Source organism: Xanthomonas theicola, from assembly GCF_014236795.1.
GTDB lineage: Bacteria > Pseudomonadota > Gammaproteobacteria > Xanthomonadales > Xanthomonadaceae > Xanthomonas_A > Xanthomonas_A theicola.
Genome location: NZ_CP049017.1, coordinates 1,013,800 through 1,034,660, shown reverse-complemented (window position 1 = coordinate 1,034,660; position 20,861 = coordinate 1,013,800). Strand labels below are relative to the sequence as shown.

The following is a 20,861-nucleotide window of genomic DNA, read 5'->3' as shown; positions in this document are numbered from 1 at the left end:
CTCCGCGCTGCGCCGGTCCAGGCCGGGCCGATGAACGACTTCGTGCGCCTGGTGGAAGTCGGACCGCGCGACGGCCTGCAGAACGAGCGGGCCTGGATCGCCACCGCCGACAAGATCGCGTTGATCGCGCAGCTGTCGCGCACCGGCCTGCACAGCATCGAGGCGACCAGCTTCGTCAGCCCGAAATGGGTGCCGCAACTGGCCGACGCGGCCGAGGTCTATGCCGGCATCGTGCCGGCGCCAGGCGTGGACTATCCGGTACTGGTGCCGAACCTGCAGGGCTACGCGCGCGCGGCGGCGGTCGGCGTGCGCGAGGTCGCGGTGTTCACCGCGGCCTCGGAAACCTTCAACCGCACCAACACCAACGTCGGCATCGACGCATCGCTGGCGCGCTTTGCGCCAGTGCTGGCGCGCGCGGCGGCCGACGGGGTCAAGGTGCGCGGCTATGTCTCCACCGTGCTCGGCTGCCCCTACCAGGGCACGGTGCCGCTGGCCGACGTGGTGCGGGTAGCGCGGCGGCTGCACGCCATGGGCTGCTACGAGATCTCACTGGGCGACACCATCGGCATCGGCACCCCGGCCAAGGCCCGCGCGATGCTGCGCGCGGTCGCCGCCGAGTTGCCGATGGCGGCGCTGGCGGTGCATTTCCACGACACCTACGGCCAGGCCCTGGCCAATATCGCCGCGTGCCTGGAGGAAGGCGTGCGCGTGGTCGATGCGGCGGTGTCCGGCGCCGGTGGCTGTCCCTACGCCAAGGGCGCCAGCGGTAACGTGGCCAGCGAGGACGTGGTGTACTTGCTGCACGGCAACGGCGTGGCCACCGGCATCGACCTCGATGCGCTGGCCGCGACCGGGCGCTGGCTGGCGCAGAAGCTCGGACGGCCGACCGGCAGCAAGGTCGGCCAGGCGCTGGCAGCGGCATGAACGGCAGCGGCGCGGCCACCGCAGCGGGCGAACCGGCGCCGGATGCCGGCGCGGTCGACGCGCTACTGGCCGAACTGGAGGCGCAGGCGCTGACCGCCGGCGCCGACCACCGCGACCTGCTCGAGCGCACGCGCCAGGCGCTGCGCGCGACGCTGGCCGAACGCGACCTGGCGCAGCTGCGCTATGCCGCGCTGTTCGACGCGGTGCCCGATCCGGTCAGCGTGCTCAGCGAGCGCGGCATCGTGCTCGACCTCAACCGCGCCGGTGTGCTGGCCTACCAGCGGCCGCGCGAGGAGATCGTCGGCCAGCCGATCGAGGCCTTGAATCCGGACCTGCCGCCGCACCACCTGGAGCCGGTCTGGGACCACCTCGACCGCGGCCAGACCTGCGTCGTCGAAGCGACCAACATGCGCGGCGACGGCAGCCGCTTCCCGGTGGAAGTGCACTCGGCCGGGTTCGAATACCGCGGCCAGCGCTGCATCGTGGCGGTGACGCGCGATCTCAGCCGCCGCTGGCAGGCCGAGTCGCGCTACCGGCTGCTGCTGGAATCGATCGACAAGGGCGTGCTGCTGTTCGACCGGCAGGGCGGCATCGTGTCCTCCAACCCGGCCGCGCAGCGCATCCTCGGCCTCGGCGCGGGCGAGCCGCTGAACGCATTGCTGCGGGCCGAGGACTGGATCATCGTGGACCAGCACGGCCAGCGTCTGGCGCAGGACGCCTGGCCGGTGGTGCGCGCGTTGCGCAGCGGCCAGACCATCCCCAGCACCACCATCGGCCTGTACCACCGGCCGCGCGCGCGCATGCTGTGGATCTCGGCGACCAGCGTGCCGGTGTTCGGCGCCGGCTGCGCCGAGCCCGACCATGTGTTCAGCCTGTTCAGCGACATCACCGAACGCAAGCGCGACCATGCGCTGTTCGAGCGCGCGCAGTCGCTGGCGCGCATCGGCGGCTGGGAATGGGATCGCGGCCGGCAACGCCTGCACCTGACCGAGGAGACCCGGCGCATCCTCGGCCGGCATGCGCCGCCGCAGAGCATGGCCGCGTTGCTGGCCAGCCTGCGCGGGCCGGACCAGCACCGGTTGCAAGCGGCGCTGTCGGCGGCGGTCGAGCGCGGGATCGGGTTCGCGCTGGAGCTGCAAGGCCAACGCGGCGACGGGCATGCGTTCTGGGTGCGGATGATCGGCGAGGTCGAGCCGGGCGACCTGTCCGCCTCGCGCATCGCCGGCACCGTGCAGGACGTCAGCGAGCGCAAGCAGGCCGAGGAGAGGCTGCGCATGCAGGCGCGCACCGATCCGTTGACCGGAATCATGAACCGCGACGCGGTGCTTGCCGAGCTGGATGCGCGCCTGGCCACGGCGGCCGACGCCGCGGTGGCGGTGCTGTACATCGACCTGGACCGGTTCAAGACCGTCAACGACGTGCTCGGCCACAACGCCGGCGACGCGCTGCTGGTCGAAGCCACCCAGCGCATCGCCGCGGCGATCGGCGGCGCGGGCCTGCTCGCGCGCTTCGGCGGCGATGAATTTTTGGTGGTCTGCGACACCCGCGACGTGCCCGAACAGGCGCAGCGGCTGGCCACGGCGATCACCGCCGCATTCGCCGAACCATTCCGCTTCGGCAGCGACGAATTCTCGGTGACCGCCAGCATCGGCATCGCCCGCGCGCCACAGGACGGCCACCGCCCGCAACAGCTGATCCAGAACGCGGACGTGGCGATGTACGACTGCAAGCGGCGCGCGCGCAATGGCTGGCAGTTGTTCACCCCAAACCTGGCGCAGCACCAGCAGGACCGGCTGCAGATCGAAACCCAGTTGCGTCGCGCGGTGGACCAGAACGAATTCCGCCTGGTCTACCAGCCGCAGGTGGACCTGCGGCTGGGCCGGGTGGTCGCCGCCGAAGCGCTGATCCGCTGGCAGAACCACCAACTGGGCGAACTGCGGCCGGACCTGTTCATCGGCCATGCCGAGAACACCGGCGACATCGTGCGCATCGGCAACTGGGTGTTGCACGAAGCCTGCCGCCAGATCCGCGACTGGCACGCGCACGGCCTGGGCATCGTGCGCGTGGCGATCAACGTGTCCTACCGGCAGTTCGTCGGCGAGGACCTGGCGCAGAACGTGCGCGAGGCGCTGCAGCGCTACGGCCTGCCCGGTACCGCCCTGGAACTGGAGTTCACCGAGCGCGTGCTGATCGAGGACGCGCCGGCCACACTGCGCACCTTCGCCGAACTGCGCCAGATGGGCGTGCTGCTGACCATCGACGACTTCGGCGAAGGCTACAGCGCGCTGAACTATCTGCGCCGGCTGCCGATCCATGGGCTCAAGCTGAGCCAGCTGTTCGTCGAGGGCGTGCCGGGCAGCCGCTCGGACGTGGCGGTGTGCGAGGCGGTCTGCGGCATCGCCCGCAGCCTGGGTCTGGGCTTGGTCGCCGAAGGCGTGGAATCGGAGAACCAGCGCCAGTTCCTGCTGCGCATGGGCGTGCCGGTCGGCCAGGGCTTCCTGTTCGCGCCGGGCCTGTCGGCGGACGAGTTCGCGCGCCGGCTGAACTGAGCGCGGCACATGCCCTGCCCCGCGGAAGCGGCAGCCGACGGCTGTGGCGGCGGCGCGCCCGAAGCCGGGGCGCGCGGCGCCGGAACTCCGCAACGCGGGCGAGCACGGCCGCCCCGCGCGTTGCCTCCGGCGACCAGCGACCGGCCCGGCGAGTCGGCTAAGATGCGCGCTTTGCCGGGAGGGAGCATCCATGCAGTCTGCCGATATCCGTGCAGTGATCAGCGGCGGCGTTTCCGGCCTCGGCCTGGCGGTGGCGCAGCGCCTCGTCGCCGACGGCGGCCGGGTCGCGCTATTCGATCTCAACGACGCCAAGGGTGCGGCGGCGGTCGCCGCGCTCGGCGCGGCGCAGGCGTGCTACCTCCGCACCGACGTCGGCGACGAGGCGCAGGTAGCGTCGCAGCTCGGCGCCGCGCGCGCCTTCCTCGGCGGGCTCAACGCCGCGATCAACTGCGCCGGCGTCCTTGGCGCCGGCCGCGTGCTCGGCAAGGACGCGCCGATGGCGCTAGCCACGTTCCAGGGCACGGTGATGGTCAACCTGGTCGGCAGCTTCAACCTCGCCAAGGCCGCCGCCGACCTGATGCAGCACAACGCGCCGGGCGAGGACGGCGAGCGCGGCGCGATCGTCAACACCGCCAGCGTCGCCGCCTACGAAGGCCAGATCGGCCAGGCCGCGTACGCCGCCTCAAAGGGCGGCGTGGTGGCGATGACCTTGCCGATGGCGCGCGAACTGGCGCGCTTCGGCATCCGCGTCAACACCATCGCCCCGGGCATCTTCTGGACCCCGATGGTGGACGGCATGCCCGAGGCAATGCAGCAGTCGCTGGCCGCCTCGATCCCGTTCCCGCCACGGCTCGGCCGCCCGGAGGAATTCGCCGACACGGTGATGTTCCTGCTGCGCAACCGCTATCTCAACGGCGAGGTCGTCCGCCTCGACGGCGCGGTACGCCTGGCGCCCAAGTAGCCGGGATTCGGGATTGGGAATCGGGGATTGGCAAACGCCCCGCCCCGTCGTCCCTGCCCTGCTCTTTCCAATCTCCCATCCCGACTCCCCGATCCCGGCCCGCAACCCATGAAAGCCAACGAAATCAAGAAAGGCAACGTCGTCGAGTACAACAACGGCGTGTACCAGATCCGCGACATCGAGCGCAGTTCGCCGCAGGGCCGCGGCGGCAACGTGCGCTTCCGCTTCGTGATGTACGGCGTGCCGGGCGACAACAAGCTCGACGCCAGCTTCGACGGCGACGACGACCTGCGCGAGGTCGAGCTGATGCGGCGCCAGGCCACCTTCTCGTACAAGGACGGCGAGGCGTTCGTGTTCCTCGACGACGAGGACTACACCCCGTACACGTTGGATGTCGACGTGATCGGCGCCGCCGCCGGCTACATCACCGAGGGCCTGACTGGCATCTACGTGCAGGTCATCGACGACCAGCCAGTGGCGGTGCAGTTGCCGCAGAGCGTGGCCTTGGAGGTGATCGAGACGCCGCCGGAGCTGAAGGGCGGCACCGCGACCAAGCGGCCGAAGCCGGCCAAGCTCAGCACCGGTCTGGAGATCATGGTGCCGGAGTACATCGGCAACGGCGAGCGCGTGCTGGTCAACACCACGACCGGGGAATTCGCCGGGCGTGCGGACTGAACCGCCGCGGGATTCCAGGAGGCTCCAACTGTTGAGAGGATGGCGTCATGAGCAAGCAGGCAGTGACGTATTGCCCGGATGTGCGGGAGCGGGCAGTTGGGATGGTGCTGGAGCATCAAGGCGAGCACAGTTCGCCGTGGGCGGCGCTCGCGTCGATTGCCGGGAAGATTGGGTGGCCGATCCCGGCGCTCGCCCGGATCGCTGGTGGCGCGACCGGGCGCTGGAGGCGCAGATCCGGCGTGTCCGGGACCAGAACCGCCAGGTCGACGGTGTGCGCAAGGTGTGCAAGCAGTTGCTGCGGGAAGGCCGGCAGGTGGCGCGGTGCACGGTGGCGCGGCGGATGCGCCGGCTGGGCCTGCGTGGCGTGGTCGGTGGCAAGCCAGTGAAGACCAGGCACAGCGACAAGGCGCCGCCGTGTCCGCTGGACCGGGGGAACCGGCAGTTCCAGGCCGACCGCGCTGTGGGTCAGCGACTTCACCGACGTCTCGACGTGGCAGGGCAGGGTGTCCGTGGCATTGGCGCTCGACGTGTCCGCGCGGCGGATCGTGGGCTGGCAGGCGTCGGGCTCGATGACCACGGACCTCGCGCTCGACGCCCTGGAACAGGCGCTGCACGCGCGGCAGCGGGAGGGCGTACTGATCCACCCCTGCGACCGCGGTTCGCAGTCTGTGAGCATCCGCGACAGCGAGCGGCCGACCGAGGCGGATCGAGCCGTCGGTGGGCCGCGTGGGCGATTGCTATGAGCGCGAAGCCTGCCCTTGGGGCACACCGCGCTGGCCGAGACGATCGATGGCCTGTACAAGGCCGAGGGGATCCACCGCCGATCGTGGCGCAAGCGCGAACAGGTGGAACTGGCCACGCTGGACTGGGTGCACGGGTTCAACCACAAACCACGGCTGGGGCCGATCGGGCACGCCCGGCCAGCGGAAGCCCAAGCGCTTACCCTCGGCAGCAAGCCGGTCAGGCCAAGGCGGCCTGACTCAAACCAAACGGTCTTCAAGAAAGTCGGGGTGGTTCAGTTCATCACCGCGCATTGCCCGCAGCAGAACGGGAGGGTGGAGCGGGTGATCCGCACGTTGAAGGAACGATGCGCACATCGCCACCGATTCGAGAGCCAGGCCCATGCCCTACGCGTGATCGGCGACTGGATCGGCTTCTGCAACCGGCAACGGCCCCACCAGGCACTGAAGATGACGACACCTGATCACGCCTAGGCCGCTACATTAACCGCATGACCTGTGCACAAACCGATGGATCATTGCCTGCGCACGCTAGGCCAGGTGTGCCTGCCGATTGGAGCAAGGGCATGGATCGGGGCATCCAGCCCCCTGTATGCCGCATAACCGAGAGCAAAGGGACCTTTTCAGGCCCGCTTGTCCGACCGTCAATGGCCGCAGGAATCGATAACACTCCGGTCGGCAGTACTTGGATGTTGGTAGTTCAGCAGCTGCTAATCTGGCACGCATGAGCCCATTGCGCTTCGACAACCGTTTCACCGCCGAGCTGCCCGGCGATCCCGAGCGCGGCCTGCGCCTGCGCGAGGTGCAGGGCGCATTGTGGTCGGAGGTCGAGCCGACCCCGGTGGCCGCGCCGCAGCTGTTGGCCTACTCGCGCGAGGTCGCGGCCTTGCTCGGCCTGTCCCGGCAGGACGTGCTGGCGCCGCAGTTCGCCGACGTCTTCGCAGGCAACGCGCGCTACCTGGGCATGCACGCCTACGCGACCAACTATGGCGGGCACCAATTCGGGCACTGGGCCGGGCAGCTCGGCGATGGCCGCGCGATCGCGCTGGGCGAGGCGCTGGGCACGGATGGACGGCGCTGGGAACTGCAGCTCAAGGGCGCCGGGCGCACGCCGTACTCGCGGGGCGCCGACGGGCGTGCGGTGCTGCGCTCGTCGATCCGCGAATTCCTGTGCAGCGAGGCGATGCACCATCTCGGCGTGCCGACCACGCGCGCGCTGAGCCTGGTTGCCACCGGCGAGCGCGTGGTGCGCGACATGTTCTACGACGGTCATCCGCGCGCCGAGCAGGGCGCGGTGGTGTGCCGGGTGGCGCCGTCGTTCGTGCGTTTCGGCAGTTTCGAGCTGCCTGCCGCGCGCGGCGACCGGGCCTTGCTGCAGGCGCTGGCCGACTTCGTGATCGACCGCGACTTTCCCGAACTGCACACGCGCGGCGCCATGCGCTATGCCGACTGGTTCGGCGAGGTCTGTGCGCGCACCGCGACGATGGTTGCGCACTGGATGCGGGTCGGCTTCGTGCACGGGGTGATGAACACCGACAACATGTCGATCCTGGGACTGACCCTGGACTACGGCCCGTACGGCTGGGTCGACGACTACGACCCGGACTGGACGCCGAACACCACCGACGCGCAAGGCCGCCGCTACCGCTTCGGCACCCAGCCGCAGATCGCCTATTGGAACCTCGCACGGCTGGCGCAGGCACTGGCACCGCTGTTCGCCGACACCGCGCCGCTGCAGGCCGGGCTCACCCGCTACCGCGAGAGCTACGCGCAGGCCGAACGCGACACCGCCGCCGCCAAGCTCGGCCTGGCCGACTGCGGCGAGGCCGACCTGGCGCTGATGCAGGACCTGCTGCAGTTGCTGCAGCAGGGTGAGGTGGACATGACCTTGTGGTTCCGCGGCCTGATCGCGCTGCCGCCGCAGGCACCGGCGCGGGCGGACTTGGCCGCTGCGTTCTACGACCCTGCCAAGCTGGCCGCGCAGGCGCCGGCGTTCGAGGCCTGGCTGGCGCGCTATGCGCAGCGGCTAGCTGCCGATCCACTGCCGGCGCCCGTGCGCATGGCGAAGATGCGCGCGGCCAACCCCTGCTATGTGCTGCGCAACTATCTGGCGCAGCAGGCGATCGACCGCGCCGAGCAGGGCGACGCCGGCGGCATCGCCGAGGTGCTGGAGGTGATGCGGCGGCCCTACGACGAGCAGCCGGGACGCGAGGCGTTCGCCGCGCGGCGCCCGGACTGGGCGCGCGAGCGCGCCGGTTGCTCGATGCTCTCGTGCAGTTCCTGATGACGCGCAACGTACTGTAGTAGGCGGCCCCGACGCCTTGCCGGTAACGCATTGGGGTTGAAGCCCCTCCTTCGAAAGCGGTAGGGTCGTCGACACATCGCCGCGACCGGGCTGCTCTGCGGTGTCGGGCTCCGGCACTGCATGCAGCCCGCGCAAGGCGTGCCTGCCGCAATCGCGTTACCACGCCCTGGGCGCGGCGTCAGCGCGACGGGCGGTGCGATAGCGCCAGGCGGCGAGGAAGCTCGTCACCACTTCCGCCGCCAGCGCGTGCTGGGCGTCGCGGTCCGGCGCGCGTCCGTTGAGCATCGCGCCCGGATAGGCATGGCCGATCGCCGCGCCGATGAAGGCGCTGGCGGCGAGCTGCGGGGATGCCACGCGCACGGCACCGCGCGCATGCAGCATCTGCAGCAGGTCGCCAAGACGCTGGCGCAGGCGCCCGGTACGGCGCTGGTGCATCGATTGCAGCAGCTCCGGCATCTGCGCGGTGGCCTGCACCAGCAGGCGGTGCAGGCGCAGCGAGGACGGCGCGTAAAGATGCGACTGCACGGTCAGCGCGATCTGCAGCAGCACGCGCGGCAGGTCCTGCGAGGCGGCATCGCCGATGTTCTCCAACTGCGCCTGCAGTTCCTCGTTCAGCGCCTCGAAGACCTGCATCAGCAGATCGGCCTTGCTGGAGAAATGGTTGTACAGGCTCTGCCGGGTGAGCCCGGCATGCAGCGCGATCTGCTCCAGCGAGACCTCCAGGCCACGCTCCAGCAGCAGTTCGCGGGCGGCGCGCAGCAACCGCGGCCGCGCCAGCGGCGGCCGCCCGCGTTGGCGCTCGGCCGGCGCCAACGCGGGCGCTTCGGGTGCCGGCCGGGCGGCGCGAGACCGCGTGGCGCGGGCGGTTGTGCGAGCCTTCATGCTTATTTATTTGTCTTTGAGTAAATTAAATGATCGTCCCCGCCGCCTCCAGGATCAAGTGCATGCCCGCGCCTTTCGCCCAGCGTTTTCGCCGCACGCTGCCGCTGCTGCTGTCCGTCTGCCTTGTCGCGCTCGCCGGTTGCGGAGGCAAGCGCGATGCGGCGCCGGCGGCGACCAAGACCGTCGCGGTGCTGACGCTGCAGCCGCAAAGCGTGCCGCTGAGCGTCGAATTGGCCGGGCGCACCGCCGCGTCGGAGGAATCGGAGGTGCGCCCGCAGGTCGGCGGCATCCTGCGCAAGCGGTTGTTCGAGGAGGGCGCGCTGGTGCGCGCCGGGCAGCCGCTGTTCCAGATCGAGCCGACCCTGTACCAGGCCGCGGCCAACGAGGCGCAGGCCAATCTGACCACCGCCGACGCCGCATTGGCCGCCGCCCAGCTGCGCGCCGAGCGCTATCGCGAGCTGGGCAAGACCCGGCTGGCCGCGCAGCAGGACGTGGACGACGCCCAGGCCAGCTACAAGCAGGCGCTGGCCAGCCGCGACGCCAACCGCGCCGCGCTGGAGACCGCGCGCACGCGGCTGCGCTTCGCCACCGTGGAGGCGCCGATCAGCGGCCGCATCGGCCGCGCGCGGGTGACCCCGGGCGCGCTGGTCACCGCCAGCCAGACCGACGCGATCGCCAAGATCCAGCAGTTGGATCCGATGAACGTGGACATCACCCAGTCCGGTAGCCAGTTCCTGGCGCTGCGCCGCGCGATCGCCGGCGGCGGGGTGCGGCCGGCGAGCGCCGAGGTGCGCCTGAAACTGTCCGACGGCAGCGACTATCCGCTGCCGGGCACGCTGCAGTTCGCCGACATCGACGTCGAGGAGACCACCGGCAGCGTGACCCTGCGCGCGCGCTTCCCCAATCCCAACGCGCAGTTGCTGCCGGGCATGTACGTGCGCGCGATCGTCGGCCAGGGCATCCGCCAGCAGGCGCTGCTGGTGCCGCAAGCGGCGGTGGATCGTACCCCGCGCGGCGACGCGCAGGCCTGGGTGGTGGGCATGGACAATGTGGTGCGCCAGCGCCAGTTCACCACGCTGCGCGCAGTCGGCGACCACTGGCTGGTCGGCAAAGGGCTCAAGCCCGGCGAGCGGGTGGTGGTGGAGGGCAGACAGGGACTCAGCGACGGCGCCAAAGTGACGGTCAAGCCGGCCGCCAATACCGCCAATGCCGCCAGTCAGGGCTGAGCCGGCATGCTCGCGCGCTTCTTCATCCACCGCCCGATCTTCGCCTGGGTACTGGCGATCTGCATCATGGCCGCCGGCGCCATCGCCGTGTTCACCCTGCCGGTGGAGCAGTATCCGGACATCGCCCCGCCCACGGTCAACGTCACCGCCACCTACAACGGCGCCTCGGCGCAGACGGTGGAAGACAGCGTCACCCAGGTGATCGAGCAGCAGATCAAGGGCATCGACCACCTGCTGTACTTCTCCTCGACCAGTTCCTCGTCCGGACAGGCGCGGATCAGCATCACCTTCGACCAGGCGGCCAATCCCGACATCGCCCAGGTGCAGGTACAGAACGCGGTCAACCAGGCCCTGAGCCGGTTGCCGCAGGAAGTGCAGCAGCAGGGCGTGACCGTGGCCAAGTCGCAGGGCGACAGCCTGATGGTGGTGGCGCTGTACGACAGCACCGACAAGCTCGACAACGTCGACATCTCCGATTTCCTGGTGAGCACGCTGCAGGACCCGATCAGCCGCATCAACGGCGTCGGCGAGATCAACGTGTTTGGCGCGCAGTATGCGATGCGGATCTGGCTGGACCCGCACAAGCTCAACGCCTACAAGCTGATGCCCGGCGACGTGCGCAGCGCGATCCAGGCGCAGAACACTCAGGTCACCGCCGGCGAACTCGGTGCGCTGCCGACCGGCGCCGAGCAGGCGCTCAACGCCACGGTGACCGCGCAGTCGCGGCTGCAGACCCCCGAGCAGTTCCGCCGGATCATCCTGGCCACCCAGCCGGACGGCTCCAGCGTGCGCCTGGGCGACGTGGCACGGGTGGAGATCGGCGCGGAGAACTACCAGAACAGCAGCTGGCTCAACGGCCATCCGGCCTCCGGCTTCTCGGTGACGCTGTCCTCCGGCGCCAATGCGCTGGCCACGTCCGATGCGGTGCGCGCCGCGATCGAACGGCTCAAGCCCACCTTCCCGCCGGGCATGGAGGTGGCCTATCCACGCGACGGCACGCCGTTCGTACGGGTCTCGATCAAGAGCGTGGTGCACACCCTGGCCGAGGCGATCGTGCTGGTGGTGGTGGTGATGTTCCTGTTCCTGCAGAACGGCCGCGCCACGCTGATCCCGGCGATCACCGTGCCGGTGGTGCTGCTGGGCACGTTCGGCATCCTTGCCGCGGCCGGCTTCACCATCAACACGCTGACCCTGTTCGCGATGGTGCTGGCGATCGGCCTGCTGGTCGATGATGCGATCGTGGTGGTGGAAAACGTCGAGCGGATCATGCACGAGCAGCACCTGCCGCCGCGCGAGGCGACCGAGCGCTCGATGGGCGAGATCACCGGCGCGCTGGTCGGCATCACCGTAGTGCTGGGCGCAGTGTTCCTGCCGATGGCGTTCTTCGGCGGCTCCACCGGCATCATCTACCGCCAGTTCTCGATCACCATCGCCTCGGCGATGGCGCTGTCGGCGCTGGTCGCGCTGACCCTGACCCCAGCGCTGTGCGCGACTCTGCTCAAGCCGGTGGAAAAGGAGCGTGCGCCGGGGCGGTTCTTCCACTGGTTCAACCGCGGCGTGGAGCGCGGCCAGCAAGCCTACCAGCGCCGGCTCGGCACGCTGTTGCGGCAGCCGCGGCGCTGGATGGCGCTGTACGCGGCGATCGTGCTGGCGATGGCGGCGCTGTACGCGCGCATGCCGACCGGCTTCCTGCCAGTGGAGGACCAGGGCCAGGCGCAGATCCAGTTCACCACGCCGGAAGGCACGCCGCTGGCCAGGACCGAGGCGCTGGGCCATCGCATCACCGATTACTTCATGACCCACGAGAAGGACAACCTCGCCGCGATCTTCATGGTGATCGGGCGCAACAACGCCGGGACCGCACAGAACGCCGGCCAGGCCTTCGTCGCGCTCAGGCCCTGGGACGAGCGTGATCGCGACAACACCGCGCAGGCGATCATCGACCGCGCCAACGCGCATTTCCGCGGCATCGCCGATGCCAAGATCAGCGTGCTGTCGCCGCCGGCGGTGCGCGGCCTGGGCCAGTCCAGCGGCTTCGAGTTGTGGATCCGCGACAGCAACGGCGCCGGCCGCCCTGCGTTGCTGAAGGCACAGCAACAGGTGCTGCAGGATGCCGGCGACGATCCGCAGCTGACCGCGGTGCGGCTCAACGGCCTGGGCGACAAGGCGCAACTGCAGGTCGACATCGACCAGGCCCAGGCCAGCGCGCTGGGGCTGACCCAGAGCGCCATCAACGCCACCCTGTCCACGGCGTGGGGCGGCAGCTACGTCAATGACTTCGTCGACCGCGGCCGGGTCAAGCGCGTCTACGTGCAGGGCGATGCGCCGTACCGCTCGCTGCCGCAGGACATCGGCCAGTGGTATGTGCGCGGCGGCAGCGGGCAGATGGCGCCGTTCGCCAGCTTCGCCAGCACCCGCTGGACCCGCGGCCCGCAGCTGCAGCAACGCTTCAACGGCCTGCCCGCGGCGCAGATCCAGGGCAGCGCGGCGGCCGGCAGCAGTTCCGGCGAAGCGATGCAGCGGATGCAGGCGCTGGTCGCCAAGCAGGACGGCTTCGACCTGCAGTGGAGCGGCCTGTCCTACCAGGAACAGCTGTCGAGCAACCAGACGCTGTGGCTGTACACCGCCTCGATCCTGTTCATCTTCCTGTGCCTGGCGGCGCTGTACGAGAGCTGGTCGATCCCGGTGGCGGTGCTGCTGGTGATCCCGCTGGGCGTGCTCGGCACGGTCACCGCGACCACGCTGGCCGGCTTCGTCAACGACATCTATTTCCAGGTCGGCCTGCTGACCACGATCGGTCTGTCGGCGAAGAACGCGATCCTGATCGTCGAGTTCGCCGAGGCCGAGCAGAAGGCCGGGCGGCCGCTGCTGGAGGCGGCGATGGAAGGCGCGCGGTTGCGCTTGCGGCCGATCGTGATGACCTCGCTGGCGTTCGTCGCCGGCGTGTTGCCGCTGGCGCTGTCCACCGGCGCCGGCGCGGCCAGCCGCCGCGAGATCGGCGTCAGCGTGATCGGCGGCATGCTCTCGGGCACGCTGCTGGCGATCCTGCTGGTGCCGCTGTTCTTCGTGCTGGTCCGGCACCTGCTGCACGGGCCGGCGCCGCACACCGGGAGCGCGCCGGCGGGGTGAACCGTGAACCTGGAACGTGCGCAGGGCCGCCCTGCGCCTAGAATGGACGCCTCCCCCCTCACGACGCCCCGATGAACGACTCTTCGTGCTGCGACGCGCCCGGTGCCGCACCCGCGCACTGGTCCAACCACATCCGCGACATCGCCGATTTCCCGAAGCCGGGGATCGTGTTCAAGGACATCACTCCGCTGCTGGCCGACGGCCCGGACTTCGCCGCGGCGCTGGACGCGGTGGCGCAGCCCTGGCGCACCACGCCACTGGACGCGGTGCTGGGCATCGAGTCGCGCGGCTTCATCCTGGGCGCGGCGCTGGCGCACGAACTGCGCATCGGCTTCGTGCCGATCCGCAAGCCGGGCAAGCTGCCCGGCAAGACGGTGACCCAGGACTACGTGCTGGAGTACGGCAGCGACCGCATCGAGATGCATGCCGACGCGCTGCCTGCCGGCGCGCGGGTGCTGATCGTCGACGACGTGCTCGCCACCGGCGGCACCCTGCGCGCGGCGCTGTCGCTGGGGCGGCAGCTGGAACTGGAGATCGTCGGCGCGGTGGTGCTGGTGGAGCTGCAGGCGCTGCAGGGCCGCGCGCGCTGGAGCGACGACGTGCCGCTGCTGGCGACGCTGACCTACTGAGCCGACGTTTGCGCTGCCGCTGCAACTGCGCCGCCGCCGGCTTGGCGGTGCGCATCCCCACGGCGGGCATGGTCGCGCAGCATGCGGCCGCGCTGAGCCAGAGCCGTGCGGCGTAGCGGCGCCGGCCAGCGTGCGCGACCGCCCGGCGTGGATGGACTCCGCTTCCAGGCGCGGGTCGGCGTACGCGTCGGCATGGCCCAGGCGGCCATCGAAGGGGCCGAGCTTGCAGATCCGGCCTTCCTGGGCGAACACCAGGTGCAGGCCGTGTTCCTGTTCCCAGTCGCAGTCGCACTCCAGACCGATGCGGACGCCGCCATCGCGATAGCGGCTGGCATCGGCCCCGCAGCCGAACCGGACGCGCCGCCACATCTGCGCAGGCTCCTTGATGTGCGGCCAGGCCGGGCCATGGGCGTGGCGCAAGGCCTTCGCGCGCCGGTAGTAGGCGAATGCGGCAGCCGCGAGCAGCGCCCGGCCGATGCGCAGGAACGCCCCGATGGCGGCGCGGAAGTCGGCCTGCGCCGGGTCGGCGGCGTAGCCTTCGAGGACCACGCAGCAGTCGCCCCGCATCCAGCGCACCGGCACCTTGTCGCTCCAGGCGTTGCCGTCCTGGTCCTCCTCGAGCGCCCCCAGGACCTGCCGCATCGCGCTTACAACGTGCCGATCCGGAAGCGGCGGCCCTTGATCTTGCCGGCCTGCAGCTGCACCAGTGCCTTGCCGGCCTGGGCGCGGGCGACGGCGACATAGGAGCGGGTGGGGTAGATCGCGATCTTGCCGATCGCCGCGCCCGACAGTCCGGCATCGCCGGTCAGCGCGCCGAGGATGTCGCCAGCGCGCAGTTTGTCGGTCTTGCCGCCGTCGATGCGCAGCGTGGTCATCGCCGCCTGCGGCAGCTGCACCGGGCGCGCGGTGGCCAGCGGCGCGCGCGACCAGCGCAGCGGCTGGCCCTGTTCGGCCTCCAGCGCCTGCGCGCGCGCCAGTTCGCGCGGCGCCACCAGGCTCAGCGCCAGGCCGCGCTTGCCGGCGCGCGCGGTGCGGCCGATGCGGTGGCGGTAGGTCTCCGGATCGGTCGGCAATTCGTAGTTGACCACCGCCGCCAGATCCTCCACGTCCAGCCCGCGCGCGGCGACGTCGCTGGCGACCAGCACGTTGCAGCTGCGGTTGACGAAGCGCACCAGCACCTCGTCGCGGTCGCGCTGCTCCATGTCGCCATGCAGCGCCAGCGCCGAGAAGCCGAACTGCTGCAGCGAGCCGGCCACCTCGTCGACTTCCTTGCGGGTGTTGCAGAACACCACGCTGGAGTCGGGGGCGAAACGCAGCAGCAGTCCGGCCACCGCCTTCTGCCGGTAGGTCGGGTCGACCTCGAAGAACTGCTGTTCGATCTCCGGCGCGCTGTCGGTGCCTTCGATGGTGACTTCGGCCGGCGCCTGCAGCAGTTCGCGCGCCAGGGTCCGGATCGCGTCCGGGAAGGTGGCCGAGAACAGCAGGCTCTGGCGATGCTTGTCGCAGCGGCTGGCGATCTCGCGGATCGACTCCTCGAAGCCCATGTCGAGCATGCGGTCGGCCTCGTCCAGCACCAAGGTGCGCACGCCGCCCAGGTGCAGCGCGCGCTTGCGCGCCAGTTCCTGGAGGCGGCCGGGGGTGCCGACCACCACCTGCGGATCGTGCGCCTCCAGCGAGGCCAGCTGCGGGCCGAGCGGCATGCCGCCCGTCAGCACCACCAGCTTCATGTTGGGAATGCCGGTGGCCAGCTTGCGCAACTGCTTGCCGACCTGGTCGGCCAGTTCCCGGGTCGGGCACAGCACCAGCGCCTGCGCGCGGACCAGCGCCGGGTCCAGCTTCTGCAGCAGGCCCAGGCCGAACGCCGCGGTCTTGCCGCTGCCGGTGGGCGCTTGCACGATGACGTCGCGGCCGGCCAGGATCGGCGGCAGGCTCTGCGCCTGCACCGGGGTCATCGTGGTGTAGCCGAGCGCGTCGATGCCGGGCGCAAGCGCCGGGGAGAGGGACAGGGTGGCGAAATCGTTCATGGACTATTTTAACCGGGACGCGGGACCCGGGACCGGGGACTCGGCAAATCCAGAGCAATGCGCCGCGCCAAACGCGGCCGGTTGCGCGCTTGGTCCTGAGTCCGCAGTCCCGAGTCCCGTACAATTCCCCTCATGCCTCTTATCACTCTGCAGAACGTCGACTACAGCGTCGGCGGCCCCTTGTTGCTGGAAAAGACCGAACTGTCGATCGAGCCGGGCGAGCGCATCGCCCTGATCGGCCGCAACGGCGCCGGCAAATCCACCTTGATGAAACTGATCGCCGGCGAGCTCAAGCCCGACGACGGCGAGATCCGCGTCCAGCAGGGCGTGCGCATCGCGCGGCTGGAGCAGGAGGTGCCGCACGGCGCCGCCGGCAGCGTGTTCGACGTGGTCGCCGACGGCCTGGGCGAGCTCGGCCACTGGCTGGCCGAGTTCCACCGGCTCAGCCATGCCGCCGAGTTCGACGGCGATGCGCTGGGCGCGGTGCAGTCCAAGATCGACGGCGCCAACGGCTGGGCGCTGGACCAGCGGGTCGACGAGACCCTGACCCGGCTCGACCTGGACGGCGACGCCGAGTTCGCGCGGCTGTCCGGCGGCATGAAGCGGCGCGTGCTGTTGGCGCGCGCGCTGGTGTCGGCGCCGGACCTGCTGCTGCTGGACGAGCCGACCAACCACCTGGACATCGAGGCGATCGATTGGCTGGAACTGTTCCTGAAGGGCTGGAACGGCAGCGTGGTGTTCGTCACCCACGACCGCCGCTTCCTGCGTGCGCTGGCCACGCGCATCGTCGAGATCGACCGCGGCCAGGTCAGCAGCTGGCCCGGCGACTGGGCCAACTACGCGCGCCGCCGCGAGGAGCGGCTCAACGCGCAGGCGCAGGAGAACGCGCGCTTCGACAAGATGCTGGCGCAGGAAGAAGTGTGGATCCGCCAGGGCATCAAGGCGCGCCGCACCCGCGACGAAGGCCGCGTGCGGCGCCTGGAGTCGATGCGCAACGAGCGCACCCAGCGCCGCGAACTCGGCGGCAACGTGCGCATGGAGGCGGCGCAGGGCGAGGCCTCGGGCAAGAAGGTGATCGAGGCCAAGGAGCTGAGCTTCGCGTTCGGCGCGCGGACCATGGTGCGCAATTTCTCCAGCACCATCCTGCGCGGCGACCGCATCGGCCTGATCGGCCCCAACGGCAGCGGCAAGACCACGCTGCTGAAGCTGCTGCTCGGCGAACTGGCCCCGGCCGGCGGCGAGGTGCGCACCGGCACCAACCTGCAGGTGGCGTATTTCGACCAGTACCGCGCCACCTTGCGCGAGGACTGGAGCGCGATCGAGAACGTCGCCGAGGGCCGCGACTTCATCGAGGTCAACGGCAAGCGCAAGCACGTGCACGGCTACCTGCAGGATTTCCTGTTCACCCCGGAACGCGCGCGCGCGCCGATCACCCGCCTGTCCGGCGGCGAGCGCAACCGCCTGCTGCTGGCGCGGCTGTTCGCGCAGCCGTCGAACCTGCTGGTGATGGACGAACCGACCAACGACCTGGACGTGGAGACGCTGGAACTGCTGGAAGAGCTGCTCGGCGACTACACCGGCACCTTGCTGCTGGTCAGCCACGACCGCGACTTCATCGACAACGTGGTGACCTCGACCATGGTGATGGAAGGCGACGGCCGCATCGGCGAATACGTCGGCGGCTACAGCGACTGGGTGCGCCAGCGCGCCCAATCGCCGGCCAGCGCGATGGCGGCGGCCAAGGCCTCGGCCACCGCCGCGGCGACCGCGCCTGTCGCGGCGGCGGCCGCCACTGTTGCTGCGCCGGCCGCCAAGCGCAAGCTCAGCTACAAGGATGCGCGCGAACTGGAGCAGTTGCCGGCGCGGATCGAGACGCTGGAGCAGCAGGTCGCGGCATTGACCGCGGCGATGACCGAGCCGGCCTTCTACCAGCGCGATGCGGCGGCGCTGGGCGCGCATACCCAGGCGCTGACCCAGGCCCAGGCCGAGCTGGACGCGGCCTACGCGCGCTGGAGCGCGCTGGACGCATAAGCGCCGCCGGCGGCCGGCCAAGCGCTTTTTCGTCTACAGGCGCTTGCCGCAGCGCTGCTGGGTGCGCTGTAGGAGAGGCTTCGGCTCCCGACCGGTTCCGAAGTCGGCAGGTCTTCCTGCCTCGTTGGTCGCGGCTGAAGCCGCTCCTACAGGTGACATGGTCTGGCGAAAAGGCGCTGGCCGCGCGACGAAGCAGCCGGTGCTCACTCAGCGCGCGGCGGCTTCGTCGTCGTCCTCGGCCAAGTCGTCGCCGTCTTCGCTCTGGTGGTCGCCGCCGCCGAGCAGGCCGACGAAAGCGACGAAGGCGATGCCGTCCTGGGCCCATTCCTTGGCCACGTCGTCGAGGATTTCCAGCAACACCTCGAAATCCTTCTTCGCCACCGACTGCAGCTCGGCGGCGTCTTCCAGCAGCAGCGCGTAGCCGCCCTTGGCCGGCAGCCAGGACAGGTCGCGCAGGCCATCCATCAACGCATCCCAGTTGCGGCCGAAGCCGATCGGGAAGTCCAACTGCGCGGCCAGGCGCATCAGCAGCATCGGCTTGCTGTTGCAGCCTTGCAGGTCGATCCGGCACAGCCGCAGCCCGGCGTCGCGGCCGAGCGCGGCGATGCTGTCGAGGTCGCCGTTGGCGACGCGGTAGACGCCGGAGGCGGCCGGCTCGGCCATATTCAGCGAAAAGTTGAAGGTATTCATGGCGACGGCCTCCCGGAGGCGATGCTGAAACTGCGGAAACTGGCGTAGTGGTCGTCGCTGTAGTACCAGACGTCCGGCGGGTCGCCGCCGGTGACGATGCGCCGCGTCCCGCGGTGCTCCAGCCCCGGCGTGTCGACGGTGTACTCGCGATAGTAGCCGCGCGGGCGTGACGGCAGCCGGTTCTCGCGGTTGCCGAACACGCTGCCGTCCTGGCGATGCGGGAACGGACCGCCGCGCTGAATCAAGGCGATGGCGGCGTGCGCCTCGGGCGGCAGGAACGGCGGCAGCGCGCCGGCGTCGGCGGCCGGCGGCGCAGGCCGTCGCGCCGGCGCAGGCGCGGCAAAGTCGCTGAGCGTGGGCGCGAACTGCGGATGCGGCGGTTGCTGCAACGCGCGGATGCCCCACAGGCCGGCGGCGAGCAGCACGATCGCGGCGATCAGTAACACGGGCTTGCGCATGCAACGGCTCCAGCGGGAACGGCGGGTGCCGCGCTCGGCCGGCACGGCAGCGGCACAGTATGGGCGAGCATGCCTGTTCGTGCTTGCTCTGAAGGGTAGACAGGCTCAACTTCCAAGTGCAACACGTTGCCGAGTGTAGAGTGTTGGCATGGGAAAACAGTACCGTCATCGGAGTGCGGAGGAACGCGCAGTGCTGCAGATCAAGCGTGATGGAGGGAGGAGTCTTCGTGCGATCGGTCGCCGCCAGGCAGACGTAGTGCGTCCACGCCGAGCCGCGAGATCCGCGGCCTGCACCGTGTTGTGCACTCGGCGCACACAGCGACGCTCGGTTATCGAGCCCGGCCATTACGCGGCGTCCGCCCGCTTCGCCTGGTTGAAGGCATGGCCTTGTTGCGATTCGTCCATGACCGGCGGGTGTTGGATCGCCGGTCTCCGCAGCACACTGCCAGCCACACTGCCGGCCATGCATCAGACCGCAGAGCCGCAACGCACACACGACCAGCAGCGCGCTCCGCCGTTGTCGATGTAGTCAGCAGCGGGGATCTGAATCCTAAATTCGGAGCGACGGCGCGCCGAACTACCAGAGGCGTGGAAGAGATTTGATCCGGGGACTTGGCCAGCCCCGCAAAAGTAGTACATAATAGACGTCTTCCAATCGAGGTTTGCCTGACAAACCTCCTATGGATCAAGGAGTTGGATCGGAATCGAGTGTCTCGTTTCCCGCTCCAGATTCAACGGAGCCCCGTCAGCGGGGCTTTGTTTTGTCGGACACCGTCGCTGGCGGTTTCGGCTGGAATCCCGTCCACCGGCCTGGTGGCAGAGTGGTTATGCAGCGGACTGCAAATCCGCGTACGCCGGTTCAATTCCGACCCAGGCCTCCATATCTGACGGGCTTCTCCGCGAAGCCCTGTTTTCCGCAACCCGCGCGAATTTCCGCAATTGCTCGATCCGAAAGTGGTCAGGCGCCGGCCCGGCGCTGCTCAGGCGCCACGCGGGTTGAGCGGCCATTGGGCCCGCATCCGGCATGACCAGGATCGCGCGGCGGCCGGTCTGGCGGTATCGGCGAAGCGGCCGCCGGCGGGTAGAAAACTCCTATTTCAGCAACTTCAATATCTGCTCGGCGATGATCTTGTGCCCCTTCGCGCCAGGGTGGTTGGGCTGGGCCATCAAGTCTTGGGGACTTCCTTTGTAGGCTCGGAACGCCGCATAGCTGTCCGCCAATGGCACTTTCTCAGTCTTCACCAACGGGCGGATCATGTCCACCTGCTCGATCAGCGTCGATTTGAACGATGGCGGATCTCCTTGAAGGTCCAGGCTCGGCGTCAACAAGATGGCGCAGGCGTTCGCCCTCCGGGCTTCGCGAATCATGTTCAACAAATTGGCACGCGACTTCTCTATGTTCAGCGCACGATCGTTGAGTCCGTAGTCGATCGTCGCCACGCGCGGGGAGTGGCCGAGAACCTGTGCGCGGAAGCGCTGCGCGCCCTGATCGGAGGTCTCTCCACCGACGGCCGATGTTATGACGTTCAACACCGCTGTGGGGTATGCCTGCGCCAAGCCATCGGCGACCAACCTTGGAAGGCTTCTCGGGTGTGGACGTATGGCGTCGCAAAGTAGCCCGCCGGAACGCTATGGCCG

Annotated in this window: 15 protein-coding genes, 1 tRNA gene and 2 pseudogenes; 12 read left to right on the top strand and 6 right to left on the bottom strand. The window is 69.7% G+C overall.

Features of this window, described 5'->3' with window-relative positions; translation table 11 throughout:
- Positions 1 to 30 precede the first annotated feature (30 nt).
- From G4Q83_RS04560 to G4Q83_RS04530, 7 genes and pseudogenes are all read left to right on the top strand, one after another.
- Positions 31 to 924, top strand: a complete 894-nt coding sequence (locus tag G4Q83_RS04560; protein ID WP_128419739.1) for a hydroxymethylglutaryl-CoA lyase — start codon at positions 31 to 33, stop codon at positions 922 to 924.
- Positions 921 to 3,473 carry a sensor domain-containing protein gene (locus G4Q83_RS04555; RefSeq protein WP_128419740.1) on the top strand — a complete coding sequence of 851 codons (2,553 nt, stop codon included), beginning with the start codon at positions 921 to 923 and terminating at the stop codon, positions 3,471 to 3,473. Before G4Q83_RS04560 ends, G4Q83_RS04555 begins: the two co-directional genes overlap by 4 nt.
- Before the next feature lie 190 nt (positions 3,474 to 3,663).
- On the top strand, positions 3,664 to 4,434 hold the full coding sequence (locus G4Q83_RS04550; protein WP_128419741.1) for an SDR family oxidoreductase: 771 nt from the start codon (positions 3,664 to 3,666) through the stop codon (positions 4,432 to 4,434).
- A 108-nt stretch (positions 4,435 to 4,542) separates the two neighbouring features.
- Entirely contained in the window at positions 4,543 to 5,109 is a 567-nt protein-coding gene (gene yeiP / locus G4Q83_RS04545; RefSeq protein WP_128419742.1) for an elongation factor P-like protein YeiP, read from the top strand.
- A 178-nt stretch (positions 5,110 to 5,287) separates the two neighbouring features.
- Positions 5,288 to 6,088 (top strand): annotated as a pseudogene (locus G4Q83_RS04540) (IS3 family transposase); the annotation flags it as partial.
- A gap of 31 nt (positions 6,089 to 6,119) precedes the next feature.
- Positions 6,120 to 6,323: an integrase core domain-containing protein gene (locus G4Q83_RS04535; RefSeq protein ID WP_281401990.1), complete on the top strand. Its 204-nt coding sequence runs from the start codon at positions 6,120 to 6,122 to the stop codon at positions 6,321 to 6,323.
- 250 nt (positions 6,324 to 6,573) lie between these two features.
- On the top strand, positions 6,574 to 8,133 hold the full coding sequence (locus tag G4Q83_RS04530; RefSeq protein ID WP_128419743.1) for a protein adenylyltransferase SelO: 1,560 nt from the start codon (positions 6,574 to 6,576) through the stop codon (positions 8,131 to 8,133).
- Positions 8,134 to 8,310: 177 nt separating this feature from the next.
- Here the strand turns inward: G4Q83_RS04530 and G4Q83_RS04525 are convergent, their stop codons facing one another.
- Positions 8,311 to 9,036 carry a TetR/AcrR family transcriptional regulator gene (locus G4Q83_RS04525; RefSeq protein ID WP_246432279.1) on the bottom strand — a complete coding sequence of 242 codons (726 nt, stop codon included), beginning with the start codon at positions 9,034 to 9,036 and terminating at the stop codon, positions 8,311 to 8,313.
- A gap of 62 nt (positions 9,037 to 9,098) precedes the next feature.
- Between G4Q83_RS04525 and G4Q83_RS04520 the strand changes: the two genes are divergently transcribed.
- The 3 genes from G4Q83_RS04520 (at position 9,099) to G4Q83_RS04510 (ending at position 14,020) form a co-directional block, all read left to right on the top strand.
- Positions 9,099 to 10,262 carry an efflux RND transporter periplasmic adaptor subunit gene (locus tag G4Q83_RS04520; RefSeq protein WP_128419744.1) on the top strand — a complete coding sequence of 388 codons (1,164 nt, stop codon included), beginning with the start codon at positions 9,099 to 9,101 and terminating at the stop codon, positions 10,260 to 10,262.
- 6 nt (positions 10,263 to 10,268) lie between these two features.
- Positions 10,269 to 13,391, top strand: coding sequence for an efflux RND transporter permease subunit (locus G4Q83_RS04515; protein ID WP_128419745.1), 3,123 nt, complete (start codon positions 10,269 to 10,271; stop codon positions 13,389 to 13,391).
- 71 nt (positions 13,392 to 13,462) lie between these two features.
- Positions 13,463 to 14,020, top strand: coding sequence for an adenine phosphoribosyltransferase (locus G4Q83_RS04510; RefSeq protein WP_128419746.1), 558 nt, complete (start codon positions 13,463 to 13,465; stop codon positions 14,018 to 14,020).
- A 264-nt stretch (positions 14,021 to 14,284) separates the two neighbouring features.
- On the opposite strand, the pseudogene G4Q83_RS24450 reads toward G4Q83_RS04510, so the two are convergent.
- Positions 14,285 to 14,662, bottom strand: a pseudogene (locus G4Q83_RS24450) (DUF6985 domain-containing protein); the annotation flags it as partial.
- A 5-nt stretch (positions 14,663 to 14,667) separates the two neighbouring features.
- Positions 14,668 to 16,044 carry an ATP-dependent RNA helicase DbpA gene (dbpA, locus tag G4Q83_RS04500; protein ID WP_128419747.1) on the bottom strand — a complete coding sequence of 459 codons (1,377 nt, stop codon included), beginning with the start codon at positions 16,042 to 16,044 and terminating at the stop codon, positions 14,668 to 14,670.
- A 132-nt stretch (positions 16,045 to 16,176) separates the two neighbouring features.
- Here dbpA and G4Q83_RS04495 point away from each other — a divergent pair, with 132 nt between their 5' ends.
- Positions 16,177 to 18,075 carry an ATP-binding cassette domain-containing protein gene (locus G4Q83_RS04495; RefSeq protein ID WP_128419748.1) on the top strand — a complete coding sequence of 633 codons (1,899 nt, stop codon included), beginning with the start codon at positions 16,177 to 16,179 and terminating at the stop codon, positions 18,073 to 18,075.
- A 207-nt stretch (positions 18,076 to 18,282) separates the two neighbouring features.
- Here G4Q83_RS04495 and G4Q83_RS04490 read toward each other — a convergent pair whose 3' ends face one another.
- Positions 18,283 to 18,765 carry a barstar family protein gene (locus G4Q83_RS04490; RefSeq protein ID WP_128419749.1) on the bottom strand — a complete coding sequence of 161 codons (483 nt, stop codon included), beginning with the start codon at positions 18,763 to 18,765 and terminating at the stop codon, positions 18,283 to 18,285.
- Complete coding sequence (locus tag G4Q83_RS04485; RefSeq protein WP_128419750.1) at positions 18,762 to 19,223, bottom strand: guanyl-specific ribonuclease; 462 nt, start codon at positions 19,221 to 19,223, stop codon at positions 18,762 to 18,764. The genes G4Q83_RS04490 and G4Q83_RS04485 overlap by 4 nt, the downstream gene beginning before the upstream one ends.
- Before the next feature lie 807 nt (positions 19,224 to 20,030).
- Between G4Q83_RS04485 and G4Q83_RS04480 the strand changes: the two genes are divergently transcribed.
- Positions 20,031 to 20,104 (top strand) — tRNA-Cys (locus tag G4Q83_RS04480).
- 211 nt (positions 20,105 to 20,315) lie between these two features.
- Here G4Q83_RS04480 and G4Q83_RS04475 read toward each other — a convergent pair.
- A complete protein-coding gene (locus tag G4Q83_RS04475; protein ID WP_158254993.1) occupies positions 20,316 to 20,795 on the bottom strand; it encodes an SGNH/GDSL hydrolase family protein in 480 nt (159 codons plus the stop codon).
- Between the last annotated feature and the right edge of the window lie 66 nt (positions 20,796 to 20,861).

Bases quoted from the DNA above. Each gene is read 5' to 3' on its own strand.
- G4Q83_RS04560 (WP_128419739.1), top strand. From the start codon at position 31: ATGAACGACTTCGTGCGCCTGGTGGAAGTCGGACCGCGCGACGGCCTG.
- G4Q83_RS04555 (WP_128419740.1), top strand. From the start codon at position 921: ATGAACGGCAGCGGCGCGGCCACCGCAGCGGGCGAACCGGCGCCGGAT.
- G4Q83_RS04550 (WP_128419741.1), top strand. From the start codon at position 3,664: ATGCAGTCTGCCGATATCCGTGCAGTGATCAGCGGCGGCGTTTCCGGC.
- yeiP (WP_128419742.1), top strand. From the start codon at position 4,543: ATGAAAGCCAACGAAATCAAGAAAGGCAACGTCGTCGAGTACAACAAC.
- G4Q83_RS04530 (WP_128419743.1), top strand. From the start codon at position 6,574: ATGAGCCCATTGCGCTTCGACAACCGTTTCACCGCCGAGCTGCCCGGC.
- G4Q83_RS04525 (WP_246432279.1), bottom strand. From the start codon at position 9,036: ATGAAGGCTCGCACAACCGCCCGCGCCACGCGGTCTCGCGCCGCCCGG.
- G4Q83_RS04520 (WP_128419744.1), top strand. From the start codon at position 9,099: ATGCCCGCGCCTTTCGCCCAGCGTTTTCGCCGCACGCTGCCGCTGCTG.
- G4Q83_RS04515 (WP_128419745.1), top strand. From the start codon at position 10,269: ATGCTCGCGCGCTTCTTCATCCACCGCCCGATCTTCGCCTGGGTACTG.
- G4Q83_RS04510 (WP_128419746.1), top strand. From the start codon at position 13,463: ATGAACGACTCTTCGTGCTGCGACGCGCCCGGTGCCGCACCCGCGCAC.
- dbpA (WP_128419747.1), bottom strand. From the start codon at position 16,044: ATGAACGATTTCGCCACCCTGTCCCTCTCCCCGGCGCTTGCGCCCGGC.
- G4Q83_RS04495 (WP_128419748.1), top strand. From the start codon at position 16,177: ATGCCTCTTATCACTCTGCAGAACGTCGACTACAGCGTCGGCGGCCCC.
- G4Q83_RS04490 (WP_128419749.1), bottom strand. From the start codon at position 18,765: ATGAATACCTTCAACTTTTCGCTGAATATGGCCGAGCCGGCCGCCTCC.
- G4Q83_RS04485 (WP_128419750.1), bottom strand. From the start codon at position 19,223: ATGCGCAAGCCCGTGTTACTGATCGCCGCGATCGTGCTGCTCGCCGCC.